Below are 20,207 nucleotides of genomic sequence, written 5' to 3'. Positions count from 1 at the left end.
TTGCTAAATAGCTCTAAGTTGATTCCATTAATTAATGCTTTAATAAAAAGCGAAAAAAATGTATTTAATGAACTGATTAAGGATTTAAAATATGCTCTTGATGAGTTTAATAAAGTAAAGGGCACGGAAGATGAATTGATTAAAAAGATAAAGTCAAGCAAAACATCTTGGCTTACTGCAATTCCTATCGAAAGCTTAAATGATACAAAACCTGTATGCGAAGTAGCAAAAAACTACAGTGTTATAGCAGTAGATGGTTCTCAAATAATGCCTGATAGGCATGAAGTTCGCTTATGCTACTTGATAAACATAGGCTATGTGATATTTAATTACGGGAAAAATTCAAATGCCGAATTAAAATCAGAACCGACTTTATATTTTAATGAAGATGATCTATATAAGGAGTATGGTGGAATAAAAACATTAATTAGCGCAAAAGATATAACATTTAAAAGAACAATTATGGAATACAACAAAGTTGCCGAATGTATATCAAGAGTAGAAGACGAAAATAAAATCGCTTTTATTGACGGCACTTTGATTGAATGGATGGTGCAGGGAGATCCTAATGAGCAATTTATAATTGACAATATACTTACAACTTTTGATACTGCTCAAAAGTTTAATACACCTATTGTTGGGTACATTAGTTCACCTAAAAGCAATGATTTTATAAATATGCTTCGGATATCATTGTGCCCACAAGATTTTGTAAATTGCAATAATTGTCCTTATTTAAAAAATGATAAAAGTTTGCCATGCAGCATGATAAACAAAATAAATGACGCAGATTTATTTTTAAAAATACTTAAAAATGGAGAGAGGTCTCCATTATTTTTAAGTACATCACATATATTGGAAAATTACGGTGATCATAAAATTGCATTCTTTTATCTCAATACCGGATATGAAATTGCCAGAATAGAAATTCCATATTGGGTTGCAAATGATAAAAGAAATTTAGATTTAGTACATTTCATATGCTATGATCAGTCAAAAAAAGGGAATGGATATCCTATATCGCTATCAGAAGCACATGAACAAGCCGTTGTTACAGGTGCTGATAGGGATCTGTTTTACAATATTCTGTCAAATTTATATGTAAAAAATGGCATCAAAATATCACGTTCATATAAAACACAGAGAAAAAGGAGTAGTATTTTATGAAAAATCATATTGGCGAAGTAATAGAAACAAGTACACTGAGATTTACATGCCAATCTGTAAAGTTAAATGACGGTCCTGATTTTGGAAGTTTTGTAAAGGCAATATCAAACGACATAACTATATATGGTATTGTCTACAATGTTTCCACGATGAGTGATGATCAAACAAGGAGGCCAGTTGCATTTGGATTATCCGAAGAAGAGTTGAAAATGCAACAACCGCAGATTTTTGAATTGATGCATACGTATTTCGATGTTCAAATAATAGGCTATAAAAAAGACAGGTATATAGGATTAGTCCCTCCTAAGCCAGTAAAAATACATGCATTTACTTATCAATGTGATGATAATGATCTAAATTGTATAAGGGAAGATCTCAACTTTATAAAATATATATTAAATGGAAAAACAGGTGTAGAAGATGAACTTATTGCAGCTGCTATAAGAAACTTATATTATGCTACAAACCATGAAGAATCTTATTTAATAGATGTAGGCAAGGAATTAATAAGATTATTGAAAAATGATTTTGATAGATATGTAACAATAAAAAGGATGTGTAACATATGAAAGGTAAACTTTTTAGAGGCTCTATATCATCAGGTTTAGATATTAAGCTTACAGGAGACAGCATTATAGAGGATATAAAAGTTGGCAATTTTGTTGTTGTCGCCGGAAAGAAAAATAAATATTTGTGCATGGTAACAGATATTAAATATGAAGCTGTGAATCCTCAAATCATGATAAGTGGAACAGATTTTGATAGCGAGATAGATGAAAAAATAATAGAAGGAACAGGAGTGTACGGTGTTATTACACTATCACCAATGATACAAGTTGATGAAAATCAAAATCCATTAACTGTTAAATCAATACCATCTTATGGTTCATATGCTTTAGATGCAGATAAAGACGATATATATGCAGTTTTTGGAGAACCTTCTGATGAGAATTTCTACATCGGTACACCACCTGAAATGGACATTCCAATTTGCATAAATTTGAAAAAACTTGTCGAAAGAAGCACAGGTATCTTTGGACGTGCAGGTACAGGAAAAACGTACTTAACAAGACTATTGTTGTCTGGATTAGTAAAATCTAAGCTTGCTGTAAGCCTTATTTTTGATGCACACAACGAATATGGTTATGGTGCAAAAAGTGAAAACAGCGGTTATGTAAAAGGATTAAAGCAATTATTTGGGAGTAAAGTTGCTATATTTACTTTAGATAGAGAATCTTCTTTACGAAGGCAAGTACCTATAGACGGTGTTTTAAATATAGCTTACAATCAGATAACTCCTGATGATATTTTGCTTTTAAATTCTATGTTGAATTTGAATAGCACAGCAATTGAGAGTATATATCAAATAATGAAAAAAGAAGGTAATAATTGGTTGTATAACTTTTTAAACATTGATGCATCAGAAATCGATGAATATGCATTGGAAATAGGTGCTAATGGAAGTTCACTGCAAGCTTTAAGAAGAAAATTAGAAAGGTTCACAAAACTGCCTTTTTTGATGAATGTAACTCCAAATGACTGTATTAAACAGATAATGGATTATTTACAGAATGGAATAAATGTCGTAATAGAATTTGGTAATGTCTCTACATTAGGCTACATGCTAGTAGCGAACATAATAACGCGACATATACATGACATGTACGTTAAAAAATCAGAAGAAGCTATAGCAAATAACAGCAAAGGTCCCTTACCTTTAGTCATTACAGTGGAAGAAGCACATAGATTTTTAGATCCATCTATATCTAAAGAGACTACAATGGGAGAAATAGCAAGAGAAATGAGAAAATATAATGTTACGTTGTTGATTGTGGATCAGAGAACATCTCAAATTGATACAGAAGTAATGTCACAGATTGGCACAAAGATTACATGCAGGTTAGAAGATGACAATGATATAAGTTCATTCTTATCTGGTGTAAATAACGCTTCAAAATTAAGGAATGTATTGGCAAGCCTTGACCAAAAGCAACAAGCTTTAATAATAGGCCATGCTGTACCAATGCCAGTTGTTATTAAGACAAGAAATTATGATCAGGAATTTTATAAGGATGTTTCAACTTTTAATGATAGTGACTTTATAGATAAGCCTTTTTTGGAATTAATAGAAAAAGAAAAGATCGATGAATTGTTTCCAGATTAACTAGAAGAGGTGAACACTGTGATAAATATCGCTCATACCGCTGATATACATATTGGCATTGAAAATTATGGAACTATCAATAAAAAAACCGGTTTAAATACAAGATTGGAAGATTTCCTAAATGCTTTTGATAAGTTTGTCGATTATTCAATAGAAAATTGTGATATAGCTGTTATTTCGGGTGACATGTATAAATCGAGAGAGCCAAATCCTACACAGCAACGCGAATTAGCCAAAAGGATTAAACGCCTTTCACAACACATACCTGTCGTCATAAACAATGGGAATCATGATCAGCCTAATTCTGATTCAAAAGCAAGAGCCTTCGATATATATAAAATACTGGATGTAGACAATGTATATGTGGCAAATAAACCAGACGTTTTTCTTATAAAAACTAAAAACGGTCCAATACAAATCGCGTGTCTGCCATATTTCCCAAAGAGTTTTTTACTTAAACTGGAAGAAAGCAAAAATTTAAGTATCGATGATATCAACAAAAAAATGGTAGAAAAAATAAATACGATTTTAGATATATTGACATCAAAACTTGATTCATCGATACCATCAATTTTATCCGCACACTTATCAGTCACAGGTGCCGTAACAAGCAGTGAAAAAAGTATAATGATTGGTGACGACGTCGTCGTTCCTATAAGTGTTATTGCTAGACATCAATATAAATATGTAGCTCTTGGACATATACACAAATATCAAGTTGTCTGGGATACACCTCTTACAGTATACAGTGGAAGTATAGAGAAAATAGATTTTGGAGAAGAAAGGGATGAAAAGGGATTTTGCCATGTTATTATAGATGGTGAAAAAGTACTACATAAATTTATCAGTACAAATTCACGAGAGTTCAAAACCATTAATATACAAGTCAAAAGCAATATTTCACCTACTGAAGAAATATTAGACAAATTAAAAAGGTATGATCTTAGTAAATCTATTGTAAGATTAAATTTAAAAACTACAAAAGAGATTGATAAACATATACGATATAGAGAAATTAATAAATATTTTATTCAAAATTCATATTATTTTGTTGGAATTAAAAGGGATTTTGATATAGATAAAGGAGCCTTAAGGAATCCCGAGATTAACGAACAACTAAACCCTTTAGATGCACTTTCAAAATATTTCTTATCTATTGATTTAGATGTGGATAAAAATGAGCTATTAAAAAGAGCCTCCCTCTTATATAAAGAACTAATTGAAGAGGTGAATAAATAAATGGTACCAATAAAACTCACTTTAAAAAACTTTATGTCTTATTCTGAACATGAAGTGATGGATTTTACAAGGTTTCATGTAGCAGCAATCGTAGGTAAAAACGGAAATGGTAAGTCAGCACTTTGGGATGCTATAACATGGTGTATATGGGGAAGAGCCAGAGGATTGGATAGTGCAGGCAGAGGCAGTGATGACCTTATAAGAATTGGTGCTGATGAAATGGAAGTAGAATTCATATTTAAAATCAATAATACTAAATATAGAATTTTAAGAAAGAAAAAAAGGAATTCAAATTCCATTTTGGAATTTAATATTATAAACGATGATGGAACATTAAAATCATTAACTCAAGAAAAATTGGAAGACACAAAAAACAAGATTGAAAAAACCATTATGCTGGATTATGACACTTTTGTAGCATCGTCATTTATGCCACAAAATAAATACGGTTTCTTTTCAGAGGCTGATCCTACTAAAAGAAAAGAAATATTTTCAGAAGTATTGGGCTTAGATATCTATGACAAATTACAAGAAAAGTCGAAATTAAAGCGAAATGAATATGAAAAAAAAGTTAATATAATAGATGAACAATTAAAATTGTATATGAATGAAATAAAAGATAAAAATGAATTAATCAATCAAAAGGAAGAATTATCTAAAAAGTGCAATGAAAAAAAATCTGAAATTGATAAGTTAAACAATGAAATGAACATATTGCAAGAAAAAAAGCGAAACATGGACGATACTATAATAAAGTACAATGAATACATCGAGAGAATTAAAATGGATGAAAAAGTCATTTCAGAATATAAATTTATGCTGAGTGACCTTAAAAATAAAATAAATGAAATCAACAAACTTATAAAAAATGAAGATTCTATTATTGAAGGTTACAATACTTTTAAGTCATTGCAAGATCAATTAAAAGAGCTAGATAATAAATATATGCAATTTAATGTTCTTGAAAAAGATAAAATGAAAATAAAAAACGATATTAGTTTATTGAAAAAAGAAACCGAATTAGAGCTTAAGAATTTGCAATTTAAATACAATGAAAGCTTAGAAAAATATAAAGATATTGAAAATAATACTAAAGAAGTAGAAACTCTGGAAAAAGAGCTAGAAAAGCTCAGCAATTTACAAGATGAAATAATGAATAATGAAGATGAAATCCAAAAGTGCACTCAAAAAATAGCCGAACTTAAAGCTTCATTTAAAGGCTGCAACGATAGAATTAATGAACTTAAAGAAAATTATAATACGATATTAAAAACAGATGCTAAATGTCCTTTGTGTAATTCGCCTCTTGATCAAGATAAGAAAAGTAGTTTGCTAGGCGATTTTAAAGAAAAAATTAATGGGTATAAAAAAGAAATATCTATACTCAAAGATAAAATTTTAAAAGAACAAAATAATTTAGAAGTTTTAAGAGAAGAGCGAGAAAATCTATCGATTTTACAACAAAAGCGTGAAAGATTAGTTGCTAATATAAACACATTAAAAAATAATCTATCAGACAAAGAAAATCTTTTAAACCAGTTAAATGAATTAAAAAGAAAAATAGAAGATATATCAGATCGTTTAAATAGCAATAGATATGCAGTTAAAGAAATAGAAAAGTTGGCTTCAATTGAAAATAAGTTAAAAGAGTTGAATTTTTCAGTGGAATTTTATGAAGACATAAAAGTTAAATATGAAAAATATAGAGATTATGAAAAGAAATATGAAAGGCTAAATATCTCAAAACAAAATATTGTTGATTATCAAAACACATACAGCAATTATAAAAAAACGATAGACATGTACACTGAAAACTTAAAAAAAGACAAAGAAGCTTTGGAGTATTTTAAATCTCAATGCAGCGGATACGATGTATTAATAAATGATATTAAATCTCTAAAACAAAAATTAGATATTTCAAATAATGAATTTCTAAACTTGAATGCAAATTTAGCATCAATTTCTGACAGAATAAGCAGGATCAAATATTTAGAAACGAAAATTGATGACTTAAATAAAGAAAAAGATAATTATTTGACTGAAATACATTATTATGAGATATTAGAAAGGTCCTTTAGCAAGAAAGGCATACAAGCACTTATAATCGAGAATGCTCTGCCAGAATTTGAAGATACAGCAAATAATTTTCTTTCTAAACTTTCAGATGGGAAAATGTATGTAAGTTTATTAACTCAAAAGACTAATAAAAGTGGTTCGGTACAGGAAACCCTTGATATAGAGATCTCTGATGAACTTGGCAAAAGAAAATATGAACTATTCAGTGGAGGTGAAGCCTTCAGGATTAACTTTGCATTGAGAATTGCACTATCAAAATTTTTATCAAAAAGAGCAGGAGTTAATTTACAAACATTAATAATAGATGAAGGTTTTGGGTCACAAGATGTAATAGGGCGTCAAAATATTATTGATGTCTTAAATATGATAAAAGATGAATTTGAATTAATAATTGTTATAACGCATATAGATGAACTTAAAGATAGTTTTCCATACTCGATAGAAATAACAAAAGATGAAAATGGTTCACACATAGTATATTCTTAATCATGGAGATTGGCAAGGAGCCTAACTTGACATAATTTTGAAATAGGACTAAAATATAAAATGAGTATCAACAAAGGAGGTGTAGGCGTATTAACAACATTAGTCCACTAATTTTAGCAGTATTTGTATTAATCGCTATAGCAATTGGTCTTTTTATCGGATATTTCGTACGTAAATTTATAGCGGAATCCAAAATAAAAAGTGCAGAAGAATTGGCCAGTACTATTTTGGAAAATGCAAAAAAAGATGGTGAAAATAAAAAGAGAGAATTGCTGTTGGAAGCAAAAGAAGAAATTCACAGACAAAGGACAGATCTGGAAAAGGAAGTAAGGGATCGTAGAGGCGAACTTCAAAGAATGGAAAGGCGTTTAATCCAAAAAGAAGAGTCTCTCGATAGAAGAGCCGAAACATTAGAACAAAAAGATGCTTTAATTGAAAAAAAGCAAAAAGAAATTAGCAATTTAGAAGAAGAAATTAAAATTATGCATCAAAAAGAAGTTGAAGAATTAGAAAGAATATCAGAATTAACTAGAGAAGAAGCCAGAAATATTTTGTTGAATGATGTTAAAAATGAAATTTCTCATGAAGCTGCGTTAATGATAAAAGATATAGAAGCAAAAGCGAAAGAGGAAGCTGAAAGCAGAGCTAGAGAAATAGTAGTTACATCTATTCAAAGATGCGCGGTTGACCACGCAGCTGAAACCACAGTTTCAGTTGTCGCTTTACCAAACGATGAAATGAAAGGAAGAATTATTGGACGAGAAGGGCGAAATATCAGGACTCTGGAAACTTTAACAGGTATCGATTTGATTATTGATGATACGCCTGAAGCTGTAGTTATTTCTGGATTTGATCCAATAAGGCGAGAAGTTGCACGTATAGCATTGGAGAAATTGATAGAAGATGGAAGAATACACCCTGCTAGGATTGAGGAAATGGTAGAGAAAGCAAAAAAAGAAGTAGATAATGTCATTATAAAAGCTGGAGAAGAAGCAACATTCGAAACAGGTGTTCATGGAATTCATCCTGAATTGATTAAATTACTTGGAAGATTGAAGTTTAGGACTAGCTACGGACAAAACGTATTAAAACATTCAATTGAAGTTGCACATTTAGCAGGACTTATGGCGTATGAATTAGGAGCAGACGCTAATATAGCCAAAAGAGCTGGATTGCTACATGATATAGGAAAAGCAGTTGATCATGAAATAGAAGGTCCTCATGTAATGATAGGTGCTGATCTTGCAAAAAGATACCATGAGTCTAATGAAGTAATTCATGCTATTATGGCACATCATAATGACGTTGAGCCGCAAACTGTTGAAGCGGTTTTAGTTCAATCTGCAGATGCCATATCAGCAGCAAGACCTGGCGCAAGGCGTGAAACACTTGAATCGTATTTGAAACGTCTAAACAAATTGGAGGAAATCGCTAATTCATTTGATGGTGTTGAAAAGTCATTTGCAATACAAGCTGGACGCGAAATAAGAATAATGGTAAAACCTGAAATTATTGATGACGAATCCACAATTATGTTAGCTAGAGAAATTACTAAAAAGATTGAAGAGGAATTAGAGTATCCTGGGCAAATTAAAGTTATTGTGGTTAGGGAAACAATTGCAGTTGACTATGCTAAATAAATTTGAAATAAAGCGTGCATATGCACGCTTTTAGATTTATAATTAGATTTATAAATTCTAATTAAAGTAATATAATAATATTATGTATAGAGAATGGAGGTTTCTATGAATACCCTTATTATAGGCGATATAGTTGGAAGAGTTGGAAGAAATATATTAAAAGAGAAATTAAAGGAAATAATTGAAGAAAATAAAATAAATTTGGTTATTGCTAACGCTGAAAATGCGGCAGGGGGCAATGGAATAACTAGAAAAGTAGCAGATGAGCTTTTTGAAATGGGAATATCTGCATTAACAATGGGAAATCATGTGTGGGACCAAAAAGAGATATTCAATTTTATTGATGATGAAAAAAGGATAATTAGACCTGCAAATTACCTTCCCAATACACCTGGGCGAGGTTCTTCATTACTAAATATTAACAACGTTAAAATAGGAATTATAAATTTACAAGGGACTGTGTTTATGCAATGTAATAAGAACCCATTTCTAATTGCAGACGATGAAGTAAAAGCATTGAGAGAACATACGAATATAATACTTGTAGATTTTCATGCAGAGGCAACATCAGAAAAAATAGCTTTAGGGCATTATTTAGATGGAAGAGTGTCCTGCGTATATGGGACACATACACATGTTCAAACAGCTGATGAAAAAATTTTATCTGGTGGCACGGGATTTATAACAGATGTCGGTATGACAGGACCATATGATTCAGTTCTCGGAATGGATAAAGATAAGATAATAAAAAAATTTACATCGTCTATCCCTGTAAAATTTGATATAGCAAAAGGACCTGCACAGATAAATGGATTAGTCATAAATATTGATGAAAATACAGGAAAGTGTATTGATATTTATAGAATAAACAAAAATTACATATAAATATCGTTAAAGAAGGATTTTTAATTTTTTTGTAGAATATAGATAATGTATTCGATATATTAAAAGGGGGATATACGATGGAGGTTTTAAAGGTCTCAGCAAAGTCCAATCCAAATTCAGTAGCAGGTGCACTAGCTGGAGTACTTAGAGAACGCGGTGGAGCTGAGGTACAAGCAATAGGTGCGGGTGCATTAAATCAAGCAATAAAAGCAGTAGCAATAGCAAGGGGTTTTGTTGCACCTGGTGGTATTGATCTGATTTGTATACCAGCCTTCACAGACATTGAAATCGATGGCGAAGAACGAACTGCCATTAAATTAATTGTAGAACCAAGGTAAACAACCTGCAAAATAGGTTGTTTTTAGTTTAATATTAGGAGTGGAAATAAATGTTTGGCGATTTACATATACATACAACAAAATCTGATGGAACATGTAAACCAAAAGAAGTAGTACAAATGGCTAAAAATGAAAACTTGAGTACAATTGCTATAACTGACCACGATACGTTAGATGGAATTGATGAAGCCAAAGAAGCTTCAAAATTATATGGTATAGAAATAATACCGGGAATTGAGTTGAATTCATATGACGATAGACAAGATGTACATATATTGGGCTATTTCATAGATTATAAAAATAATGATTTAATGGAAAAGCTTAAAGATATTAGGGAATCAAGGGTTAACCGTGCAAAACTTATAATATCAAAGCTTAATGGAATGGGCATCAATATAACATATGATGATGTATTATCACATACAAAAGAGTCGTTTATAGGACGACCACACATAGCAAGAGCGATAGTCAAAGCAGGTTATGCCAAAAGCGTAAAAGAAGCTTTTGATAAATATATAGGCGAAGATAAACCTGCATATGTTAAGAGATACAGATTACATCCTTTTGACTCAATCAAAATGGTAACAAATGCCGGCGGCATTCCAGTTTTAGCTCATCCTGGACTTTTAATTGACAAAGAAATTATAAAACATCTAATTGCAAATGGTTTAAAAGGGATAGAAGTATATCATTCTAAACATAGTAAGACTGATATAGAATTTTTTAAGAATTTCGCATTAGAAAATAACTTATTAATAACAGGTGGATCTGATTTTCATGGAGTAGACGTGGATGGAGAATATTTGCTTGGAACTGTAAAACTAGATTATAAGTATATAGAAAAACTTAAAGGAAGTAATTTGGTGTAGAAATAATATCAAAAATAAGATAAAATAATAAATATATTGTTGGAGGTGGAATCATGAAATTATCAGAAAAAGCACGTAGTATTAGCCCTTCTTTGACGCTGGATATAACTGCTAATGCAAATAAAATGAGATCACTTGGAATAGACGTCATCGGCTTTGGCGCTGGAGAACCGGATTTTGATACACCTGATTACATAAAAAAGGCTGCTATTGAAGCAATTGAAAAAGGTTATACAAAGTATACGCCTACTTCAGGGATTATTGAGTTAAAAGAAGCTATTGTAAGTAAATTAAAAAACGATAATAACTTATCATATGAAACGTCGCAAATAGTAGTTTCAAATGGTGCAAAACAATCAATATACAATACTTTATGTGCTATTTTAAATCCAGGAGATGAGGTTTTAATCCCATCACCATATTGGCTTAGTTATCCGGAAATGGTTAAACTAGCTAATGGTGTTCCAATCTTTGTTGAGACTGACGAACGCAACAATTTTAAAGTTACCGTAGAACAACTAGAAGAAGCAATTTCTGATAGAACAAAAGCAATTATAATAAATAGCCCCAATAATCCTACAGGAGCAGTTTACAATGAAACAGAATTAAAAAATATTGCTGATTTTGCTGTAAAGCATAATATTTTTATAATTTCCGATGAAATATATGAGAAATTAATTTACGATGGTAGACATATAAGCATAGCGTCATTTAATGATGAAATAAAAAATTTGACTATAATAATCAATGGTATGTCGAAGGCTTATTCTATGACAGGTTGGAGGATAGGATATTCCGCATCAAACAAGGAAATAGCAAATCTTATCAGCAATATTCAAAGCCATATGACATCAAATCCAAATACGATAGCACAATACGCCAGTGTTAAAGCATTGAGTACCGGTTATGATATTATTGAAAACATGGTTAATGAATTTAAAAAAAGACGTGATTACATTGTGGAAAGAATAAATAAAATAAACGGTTTAACGTGCATTAAGCCTCAAGGAGCATTTTATGTAATAGTGAATATAAGCAAATATATTGGAATGAATATAAGCGGAAAGATAATAAATGGATCTGTTGACTTTGCAAACTTTGTTTTGGAAAAAGCTAAAGTCGCTGTAATTCCTTGTCTTCCATTCGGAAATGATAATTATATAAGATTATCATATGCTACTTCAATAAAAAATATTGAAGAAGGTCTTAATAGAATTGAAAATCTTTTAAAAAATATTTAGAAAGTGGAGGCAACTATGTCAAGTATCTATGAAAATCCTTTAATCACACGATACGCAAGTAAAGAAATGGCTCAAATATTTTCTGATGATGAAAAATTTAAAACATGGAGAAAATTATGGATAGCATTAGCAAAAAGCGAAAAGGAATTGGGACTAAACATAACTGATGAACAAATCGAAGAGATGGAAATGCATGCTGAAGATATAAATTATGAGGACGCAAAAAGATTTGAAAAAGAACTTCGTCACGATGTTATGGCACATATAAGAGCATTTGGCCTTCAATGTCCTAAAGCAAAGCCTATTATACACTTAGGAGCAACATCTGCATTTGTCGATGATAATACGGATATAATACTTATGTACAAGGCATTCCAATTAATTAAAAAGAAATTGCTTAAGCTTATTGATGTGCTTTCTGATTTTGCTATAAAATACAAAAATGTACCTACTTTGGGTTTCACTCATTTTCAGCCGGCACAATTAACTACAGTTGGGAAAAGAGCAACCCTTTGGATTCAAGATCTGATATTTGATTATGAAGACTTAGAATATAGGCTTAAAAATATAAAACTTAGAGGTGTCAAAGGCACAACAGGCACACAGGCTAGCTTTATGGAACTTTTTAATGGTGACGAAGAAAAAGTAAAAAGACTAGATAAACTTGTGGCAAAAAAAATGGGCTTTAGCAACGTTTTTGATGTAACAGGTCAAACATATACAAGAAAGTACGATTTTATTCTTCTTTCTGTATTAAGCGAAATAGCTCAAAGTGCCCATAAATTTAGCAATGATATAAGATTATTACAACATTTAAAAGAAATTGAAGAACCTTTCGAAGAAAAACAAGTAGGTTCATCTGCAATGGCATATAAGCGGAATCCTATGAGATGTGAAAGAATGGCATCACTGTGCAGATATGTTATTACAGCCCTATTAAATTCATCTATAACATCATCTTCTCAGTGGTTCGAAAGAACACTAGATGATTCAGCTAACAGAAGAATTGTGATTCCAGAAATGTTTCTTACAACGGACGCAATATTAAATCTGTACTTAAATGTAGCGTCTGGACTTAAAGTAAATATGAAAATAATAAATAAGCATGTAATGAATGAGTTACCGTTTATGGCTACTGAAGCTATACTAATGGAATGTGTATTAAAAGGCGGTGACAGGCAAGAATTACATGAAGTCATACGCACAAATTCATTAAAGGCTCAAGAAGTAATTAAAGAAGGTGGGGAAAATCCACTTTTAAATTATTTGAAAGAAGATGAACGGATAAATTTATCTGATGTTGAAATTGACAATATTTTAGATCCTAAAAAATTCACTGGCAGAGCTGAAAATCAAACAATAGAATATATAGAAAATGTTGTAAAGCCGTTATTGAATGCAAATAACATTGAAGATGTACAAGCTGATATAGAAGTATAAATATAATTATGCTATAATTTACGTGATAGGAGGCGTAAATGAAAATGAATATAATACGTATAAGTGAAATGAAGGATTTTGTGGGGGAAGAAGTAACAATAAAAGGCTGGTTGTACAATAAAAGATCCAGTGGTAAAATAAAATTTCTAATAATTAGAGATGGTTCTGGATTTGTCCAAGGTGTGGTAGTAAAAAACGAAGTAGCAGAAGATGTTTTTGAACTGTGCGACAAATTAACGCAAGAATCTTCCATAACAGTTACAGGTGTAGTTAGAAAAGATGATAGATCTCCATACGGATATGAGCTTACAATTTCAAGCATTAAATTGATTCAAATGGCTTTCAATGATTATCCAATTTCCTTAAAAGAGCATGGTGTAGACTTTTTATTAGATAATAGACATCTCTGGATAAGAACACCAAAACAGCATGCAATTCTATCTATTCGGCATGAGGTAATCAAAGCTATTCAAGAGTTTTTAAATAACAATGGATTTGTAAGGATTGATTCACCAATTATAACGCCATCCACATGCGAAGGAACATCCGACTTATTTCAAATTGATTATTTTGGTGAGAATGCATACCTTTCCCAAACCGGTCAGCTATACCAAGAAGCAGCTGCAATGGCTTTAGGAAAAGTTTATAGCTTTGGGCCGACATTTAGAGCTGAAAAATCTAAGACTAGAAGGCATTTAAATGAGTTTTGGATGGTAGAACCGGAAATGTCCTTTGTAGACCATTACGAAAATATGGAAATACAAGAGAAGCTTGTAGAATACATAGTGCAATCTGTTTTGGAAAATCGGTCAAAAGAACTAAAAGAATTAGGAAGAGATTTAAGCAAGCTAGAAAAAATTAAAACACCTTTTCCGCGACTAACGTACGATGAAGCAATTGAAATATTAAAGAAAAACGGCTATGAAATTGAGTGGGGAAATGATTTAGGTTCTCCAGATGAGACATTTTTGTCAAATCAATTTGATAAACCTGTATTTATAACCGAATATCCTGCAAAATGCAAAGCTTTTTACATGCAACCAAAAGAAGATAGACCTGAAGTCGTAATGTGTGCTGATTTACTTGCACCAGAAGGATATGGAGAAATTATTGGTGGTAGCCAGCGCATACATGACTATGATTTACTAATAAAAAGATTAAAAGAAGAAAATCTGCCGCTTGAAATGTATGATTGGTATATAGATTTAAGAAAATATGGTTCGGTTCCTCATTCTGGCTTCGGTTTAGGTATTGAAAGAACTGTGGCTTGGATAACAAACACCGAACATGTAAGAGAATGCATACCATTTCCAAGGACACTGTCTAGAATTCGTCCATAACAAATAAAAAGAACATTTCACATCCCAATATCATAAAATAATATAAACATATTATCTATATATTGGGATGTGATTGTAATGAGTATATGGCCTGTAAATTTTGATAATTATAAAATTGAAAGAAAAGCAAAATCTGAAGAAAATAAAAACATTGATAAAGATAAAAATCTTGAGATAGAGGCATTAAAAGAGCTAAACTCATTAATTGGTTTAAATAAGGTCAAGCAAATAATAAATGAGCTATATGCATTGGAACAGGTGCAAATTAAAAGAAAAAATGCAGGTTTGGCAACAGACCCAATCGTATTACATATGGTTTTCAAGGGTAATCCTGGTACTGGAAAGACAACTGTTGCTAGAATACTTGGTAAGCTTTTAAAAGGAATTGGTGTCCTTAGCAAAGGGCACGTAGTAGAGGTCGAAAGAGCTGATCTTGTTGGCGAATATATAGGACATACTGCCCATAGAGTACAAGAAAATGTAAAAAAGTCATTAGGTGGTATATTATTTGTGGATGAAGCCTATTCACTGGCTAGAGGTGGAGACAAAGACTTTGGAAAAGAAGCAATTGATACATTGGTAAAAGCAATGGAAGATTATAAAGACGAATTTATTTTGATACTAGCGGGTTACAGAGATGAAATGGAGTATTTTTTAAATACAAATCCAGGATTGAGATCTCGGTTTCCTATACAAATAGATTTTCCAGATTACACAATCGATGAGTTGTTGCAAATTGCTGAATTAATGGTTAAAAATAGGCAGTATATACTAACTGACAGTGCAAAAAGAAAAATCATGAAAGTTTTAATTAATGACAACACAACAAGGGAAATCGGGAATGCCAGATTAGTTAGAAACATAATTGAGAGAGCTATAAGAAAACATGCTGTTAGAATTATGAACAAAAAAACTATAACAAAAGATGATTTAATGATAATTGATTCCATAGATATTAGAGAGGATTGAAAGAATGATGTCTAGTGAGAACATACTTATAGAAAAGTTCAACATCCCAAAAGATGTTATTTTTTTGCTGGAAAAAGCTGAAGAAGATGTTAGGGAGGAGTTTAAAAAAGTAGAAAGATTAGTAGAAAAAAACCAATATAAGATTTTATATGCTATGCAAAAGAATCATTTAAGTGATATTCATTTTAATGGAACATCTGGATATGGATATGGAGATATCGGAAGAGACACAATAGAAAAAATATATTCTGATATATTTAGTGCTGAAGACGCCTTAGTAAGGCCTCAAATTGTTTCTGGAACTCATGCAATATCCTTATGCCTTTATGCTGTATTAAGACCTAACGATGAGCTTATATCGGCTTGTGGAACTCCCTATGATACACTTGCAGATGTGATAGGGAAGGAAAGAGATAATAATACTGGTTCACTTATTGATTTCGGCGTAACATATAAAGAAATTCCACTTTTAGAAAGTGGAAAAATTGATATTGATAAGCTTTTAGGTGCCATATCTGATAAAACGAAAATGGTTATGATTCAAAGGTCAAAAGGATATGATTTTAGAAATTCATTGTCCATCAATGATATCAAAAATACTATAGAAAAGATTAAAAATAAAAAGAAAGATTTAATTGTATTTGTGGACAATTGTTACGGTGAATTTACCGAAGAACTTGAACCAACCGATGTTGGAGCTGATTTAGTTGCAGGATCTCTTATAAAAAATCCTGGTGGTGGATTATCGCCTACAGGAGGATATGTAATAGGGAAAAAGGAACTTGTCAAAAATGCTGCTTATAGGTTATATGCACCTGGAATAGGGAAGAAAGTAGGCCCTTCATTAAATATAAATCGATTAATTTTAGAAGGGCTGTTTTTATCACCACTTATCGTAGGTAATGCATTAAAAGGTGCAATAATTTTATCGAGAATTATGGAAATGCTGGGCTATGACGTTTTACCAAAATTTAACGAATCAAGAACTGATATCGTTCAAGCAGTTAGATTTAAAACAAAAGAAGAGCTAATTACTTTTATTCAAAGCATTCAAAAGGGTTCACCTGTTGATTCTCATGTTGTACCGGAGCCATGGAACATGCCAGGCTACAATGATCAAGTTATTATGGCAGCAGGTGGTTTTATACAAGGAGCATCTATAGAATTAAGTGCTGACGCACCCATCAGAAAGCCGTATACAGCTTATATACAAGGCGGGTTGTCATATTATCAGGTAAAACTTAGTCTTATGATCGCTATAAATAATATGATTGAAAAAGGATTTATTAAGATATAATTAAGAAAACTCAAATGAAAAATACATTCATTTGAGTTTTCTTATAACGCCTACAACTTTTCCTAAAACCATAACATTGTCTACTATAATCGGATCCATTGAAGGATTTTCTGGTTGCAGACGAATGTGATCGCTTTCTTTATAAAATCTCTTCACAGTTGCTTCATCTTCAATTAAAGCTACTATTATATCACCGTTATCTGCATATGATTGTTTTCTTACAATTATGTAATCTCCATCAAGGATACCAGCGTTTATCATACTTTCACCGCGAACTTTTAAAATAAAGCTTTCTCCTTCATAACCAACAATGAGATCTCTTGGAATAGAATAATATTCGTCAATATTCTCAACTGCTAGTATCGGCGAACCTGCAGTAACTTTACCTATCACAGGGAGTTTTATCACATCACTTAAGTCTCTTTTATCGTTATTTAAAACTTCAATTGCTCTGGGTTTTGTTGGATCCCTTCTTATATAACCTTTTTTCTCAAGTCGTGATAGATGACCATGAACAGTCGATGTAGACTTTAAACCAACAGCTTTACCAATCTCCCTGACAGATGGGGGATACCCCTTTCGATTAATTTCACTTTTAATAAATTCAATTATTTCTTGTTGCTTTAGGCTGATTTTAGATTTGTCTTTCACAATTTAACCCCTCCAAACTTATACTTATTATAGCATAATTACATCATTAAATCAAACACTAGTTCTTATTATTAGAATTCAATTCCGAGAGGGGGTTTTTACTTACCGCATCTCGAAGTTGGCTATCGTCGACATGTGTGTAGATTTGCGTTGTCGACACATTTGAATGTCCTAACAGCCTTTGTAATGTTCTAATATCAACTTTTCCATATCTATACATAAGCGTAGCTGCTGTATGTCTTAATTTATGTGTAGAATATTTTTTGCCATCAAGATTAGCGTCTTTTAAATGCTTTTTTACTATGTATTGTATTGTTTTTATGCTAATCCTTTGCAATCTTTTACTTAAAAATAGTGCCTTTTTATCTTTAACACCATCGTGCGGTCTCACTTTTAAGTATTCATTTATTGCTGATATACAGGCATCATTTAAATAAACTGTTCGTTGCTTGTTTCCTTTGCCAATGACGGTTAATTTATCATCCTTAATATCACTTATATTTATATTAGCTAATTCTGATAGTCTAAGTCCACAATTTAAAAATAGGGTAATGATAGCATAATCACGTTCTTTAAATGGACCATCTATAGAATCAAGTAATTTCATACTTTCATCTAGGGTCAAGTACACAGGCTGTCTAATCCCGAGTTTAGGTGATTCTAGCTCTAAAGCAGGATTTTTAGTTATAACTTTTCTTTTTGCATAAAGATAATTATAAAAAGATCTAAGACTGGCAACTTTGCGAGCACGAGCAGGAGGAGTATTAGACCGCTCATGTGTAACAAATGACAAATAAGCATATAAGTCGTTTAAATCTATAGATTCAATAAGAGAGATATCAACATCGCTAATGTCTATTTGATCAAAATCCGAATCAGAACTTAAATTTTTTCTAACTTTTATAAATCGAAAAAACAATACTAAATCATATTCATAGGCTTTAACTGTATTAGGTGATCTAGCCTTTATAGTAGAGAAATAATTAAGAAATTCTTCGAGGATGGGTGGCAGTTCAATATTATTATTTGTAGAAATACGCATCTGGTGAATTCACCTCCAATATAATTTCCATCTCCAATTATACGAAATAACTATTTCGTATAATTGGAGAAAAACCTTTTTAAATTAAATTGAGTGTTTTCTAATTTCATCAGTGGCAAGTTTATCACACCTATTATTATATTCATTATCAGAGTGGCCTTTAACTTTTATCCATTTAATATCATGACATGATGATAAATCCAAAAGTTTAAGCCACAAATCTTTATTTTCAACAGGTGTCTTATCAGACTTAAGCCAGCCTCTTTTTTGCCAGTTTTCAATCCATTTTTGATTAAAAGCATTTATCAAATAACTGCTATCACTATATATATTAATTTTACACGAGCGTTTAAGTAAACTTAGCGCTTTTATTACAGCAGTTAATTCCATTCTATTATTGGTTGTATTTTCTTCATATCCTGATATTTCTTTTTTTATGCCATTATAAATAAGTACAGCGCCCCAACCACCAGGTCCAGGATTACCGCTGCACGCTCCATCAGTATATATGTCTATTTCAGGAATATTTGCCATCTTAATTTCCCTTTACTTTTTCATAAGATGAAATTACAGCTTCAAACAAAGCACTTCTTAAACCTAGCCTTTCCAGTGTTCTCACACCTTGAATTGTAGTTCCACCAGGCGATGTTACCATATCCTTTAAATAACCTGGATGCATGCCTGTCTCTAACACCATACTGCCAGAACCTGACACAGCTTTTGATGCTAATTTATACGACACATCCCGTGGTAGCCCTAGTGAGACGCCTGCATCTGCCAATGATTCAATGAACATATATACAAAAGCTGGACTACAGCTTGAAATAGCCATTGCTGCATCTATCAAATTTTCTTTTACTTCAACAACTTCGCCACATGATCTGAATATTTTTTCTACTATCTCTTTATCATTTGATGATATATTTTCTGGGTAAGATATAGCTGTAACACCTTCACCAATTAAAGCTGGAGTATTTGGAATCGTACGTACTACTTTACCTCTTCTTAAAATATTTTTTACACTTTCAATAGTTATACCAGGAGCAATTATTATTATAATTTTATTTTCATCAATATCATCTTTAATCTCTAACAAAATGTCATTGTATACATTTGGCTTTATAGCTAAAATTATAACATCGCATTCTTTGGCTATTTCTTTGTTGCTGTTTCCTATATTAATACCTAATTCTTCTTTTAATTTCATAAGCTTGTCTTTAGAAATATCAAACGCACATATTGAATTTGAAGGCACATACTTTGAATTAATTAAGCCTTTTATTAATGCTGTGCCCATATTACCCGTTCCTATGAATCCAATTTTCATAAATGCACACCTCCAATATTTTAAAAAACAGTATTA

Annotated in this window: 18 protein-coding genes; 14 read left to right on the top strand and 4 right to left on the bottom strand. The window is 31.5% G+C overall.

Annotation, left to right across the window (positions count from 1 at the left end):
* From TTHE_RS06895 to TTHE_RS06830, 14 genes are all read left to right on the top strand, one after another.
* Positions 1-1,167 carry a DNA double-strand break repair nuclease NurA gene (locus TTHE_RS06895; protein ID WP_013297870.1) on the top strand — a complete coding sequence of 389 codons (1,167 nt, stop codon included), beginning with the start codon at positions 1-3 and terminating at the stop codon, positions 1,165-1,167.
* Complete coding sequence (locus tag TTHE_RS06890) at positions 1,164-1,736, top strand: HAS-barrel domain-containing protein (protein ID WP_013297869.1); 573 nt, start codon at positions 1,164-1,166, stop codon at positions 1,734-1,736. Before TTHE_RS06895 ends, TTHE_RS06890 begins: the two co-directional genes overlap by 4 nt.
* A complete protein-coding gene (locus tag TTHE_RS06885; RefSeq protein WP_013297868.1) occupies positions 1,733-3,331 on the top strand; it encodes an ATP-binding protein in 1,599 nt (532 codons plus the stop codon). Before TTHE_RS06890 ends, TTHE_RS06885 begins: the two co-directional genes overlap by 4 nt.
* Before the next feature lie 18 nt (positions 3,332-3,349).
* Positions 3,350-4,570, top strand: a complete 1,221-nt coding sequence (locus tag TTHE_RS06880) for a metallophosphoesterase family protein (RefSeq protein WP_013297867.1) — start codon at positions 3,350-3,352, stop codon at positions 4,568-4,570.
* Positions 4,571-7,132: a sbcc family protein gene (locus TTHE_RS06875; protein WP_013297866.1), complete on the top strand. Its 2,562-nt coding sequence runs from the start codon at positions 4,571-4,573 to the stop codon at positions 7,130-7,132.
* An 89-nt stretch (positions 7,133-7,221) separates the two neighbouring features.
* A complete protein-coding gene (rny, locus tag TTHE_RS06870; protein ID WP_013297865.1) occupies positions 7,222-8,772 on the top strand; it encodes a ribonuclease Y in 1,551 nt (516 codons plus the stop codon).
* 105 nt (positions 8,773-8,877) lie between these two features.
* A complete protein-coding gene (locus tag TTHE_RS06865) occupies positions 8,878-9,657 on the top strand; it encodes a TIGR00282 family metallophosphoesterase (protein WP_013297864.1) in 780 nt (259 codons plus the stop codon).
* A 77-nt stretch (positions 9,658-9,734) separates the two neighbouring features.
* Positions 9,735-9,995, top strand: a complete 261-nt coding sequence (locus TTHE_RS06860; protein ID WP_013297863.1) for a stage V sporulation protein S — start codon at positions 9,735-9,737, stop codon at positions 9,993-9,995.
* Between the two features lie 50 nt (positions 9,996-10,045).
* Positions 10,046-10,864 (top strand): PHP domain-containing protein, encoded by an 819-nt coding sequence (locus tag TTHE_RS06855; RefSeq protein WP_013297862.1) that lies wholly within the window; start codon positions 10,046-10,048, stop codon positions 10,862-10,864.
* A 53-nt stretch (positions 10,865-10,917) separates the two neighbouring features.
* Positions 10,918-12,105, top strand: coding sequence for a pyridoxal phosphate-dependent aminotransferase (locus tag TTHE_RS06850; protein ID WP_013297861.1), 1,188 nt, complete (start codon positions 10,918-10,920; stop codon positions 12,103-12,105).
* A 15-nt stretch (positions 12,106-12,120) separates the two neighbouring features.
* Positions 12,121-13,545, top strand: coding sequence for an adenylosuccinate lyase (gene purB / locus TTHE_RS06845; protein WP_013297860.1), 1,425 nt, complete (start codon positions 12,121-12,123; stop codon positions 13,543-13,545).
* Between the two features lie 38 nt (positions 13,546-13,583).
* A complete protein-coding gene (gene asnS / locus TTHE_RS06840) occupies positions 13,584-14,885 on the top strand; it encodes an asparagine--tRNA ligase (RefSeq protein WP_013297859.1) in 1,302 nt (433 codons plus the stop codon).
* A 78-nt stretch (positions 14,886-14,963) separates the two neighbouring features.
* Entirely contained in the window at positions 14,964-15,854 is an 891-nt protein-coding gene (spoVK, locus tag TTHE_RS06835; protein ID WP_013297858.1) for a stage V sporulation protein K, read from the top strand.
* A gap of 4 nt (positions 15,855-15,858) precedes the next feature.
* Positions 15,859-17,151 carry a methionine gamma-lyase family protein gene (locus TTHE_RS06830; RefSeq protein ID WP_013297857.1) on the top strand — a complete coding sequence of 431 codons (1,293 nt, stop codon included), beginning with the start codon at positions 15,859-15,861 and terminating at the stop codon, positions 17,149-17,151.
* Between the two features lie 27 nt (positions 17,152-17,178).
* On the opposite strand, the gene lexA is transcribed toward TTHE_RS06830, so the two are convergent.
* From lexA to proC, 4 genes are all read right to left on the bottom strand, one after another.
* Positions 17,179-17,802: a transcriptional repressor LexA gene (lexA, locus tag TTHE_RS06825; RefSeq protein WP_013297856.1), complete on the bottom strand. Its 624-nt coding sequence runs from the start codon at positions 17,800-17,802 to the stop codon at positions 17,179-17,181.
* A 58-nt stretch (positions 17,803-17,860) separates the two neighbouring features.
* The gene (locus TTHE_RS06820; protein ID WP_013297855.1) at positions 17,861-18,844 is read right to left on the bottom strand and encodes a tyrosine recombinase XerC; all 984 of its coding nucleotides are present in this window, start codon (positions 18,842-18,844) and stop codon (positions 17,861-17,863) included.
* 84 nt (positions 18,845-18,928) lie between these two features.
* Positions 18,929-19,378, bottom strand: a complete 450-nt coding sequence (gene rnhA, locus TTHE_RS06815) for a ribonuclease HI (RefSeq protein ID WP_013297854.1) — start codon at positions 19,376-19,378, stop codon at positions 18,929-18,931.
* A 1-nt stretch (position 19,379) separates the two neighbouring features.
* Positions 19,380-20,171 carry a pyrroline-5-carboxylate reductase gene (gene proC / locus TTHE_RS06810; protein ID WP_013297853.1) on the bottom strand — a complete coding sequence of 264 codons (792 nt, stop codon included), beginning with the start codon at positions 20,169-20,171 and terminating at the stop codon, positions 19,380-19,382.
* Positions 20,172-20,207 lie beyond the last annotated feature (36 nt).

This window comes from Thermoanaerobacterium thermosaccharolyticum DSM 571 (assembly GCF_000145615.1).
Taxonomy (GTDB): domain Bacteria; phylum Bacillota; class Thermoanaerobacteria; order Thermoanaerobacterales; family Thermoanaerobacteraceae; genus Thermoanaerobacterium; species Thermoanaerobacterium thermosaccharolyticum.
This window is presented reverse-complemented; position numbering and strand designations above follow the sequence as displayed.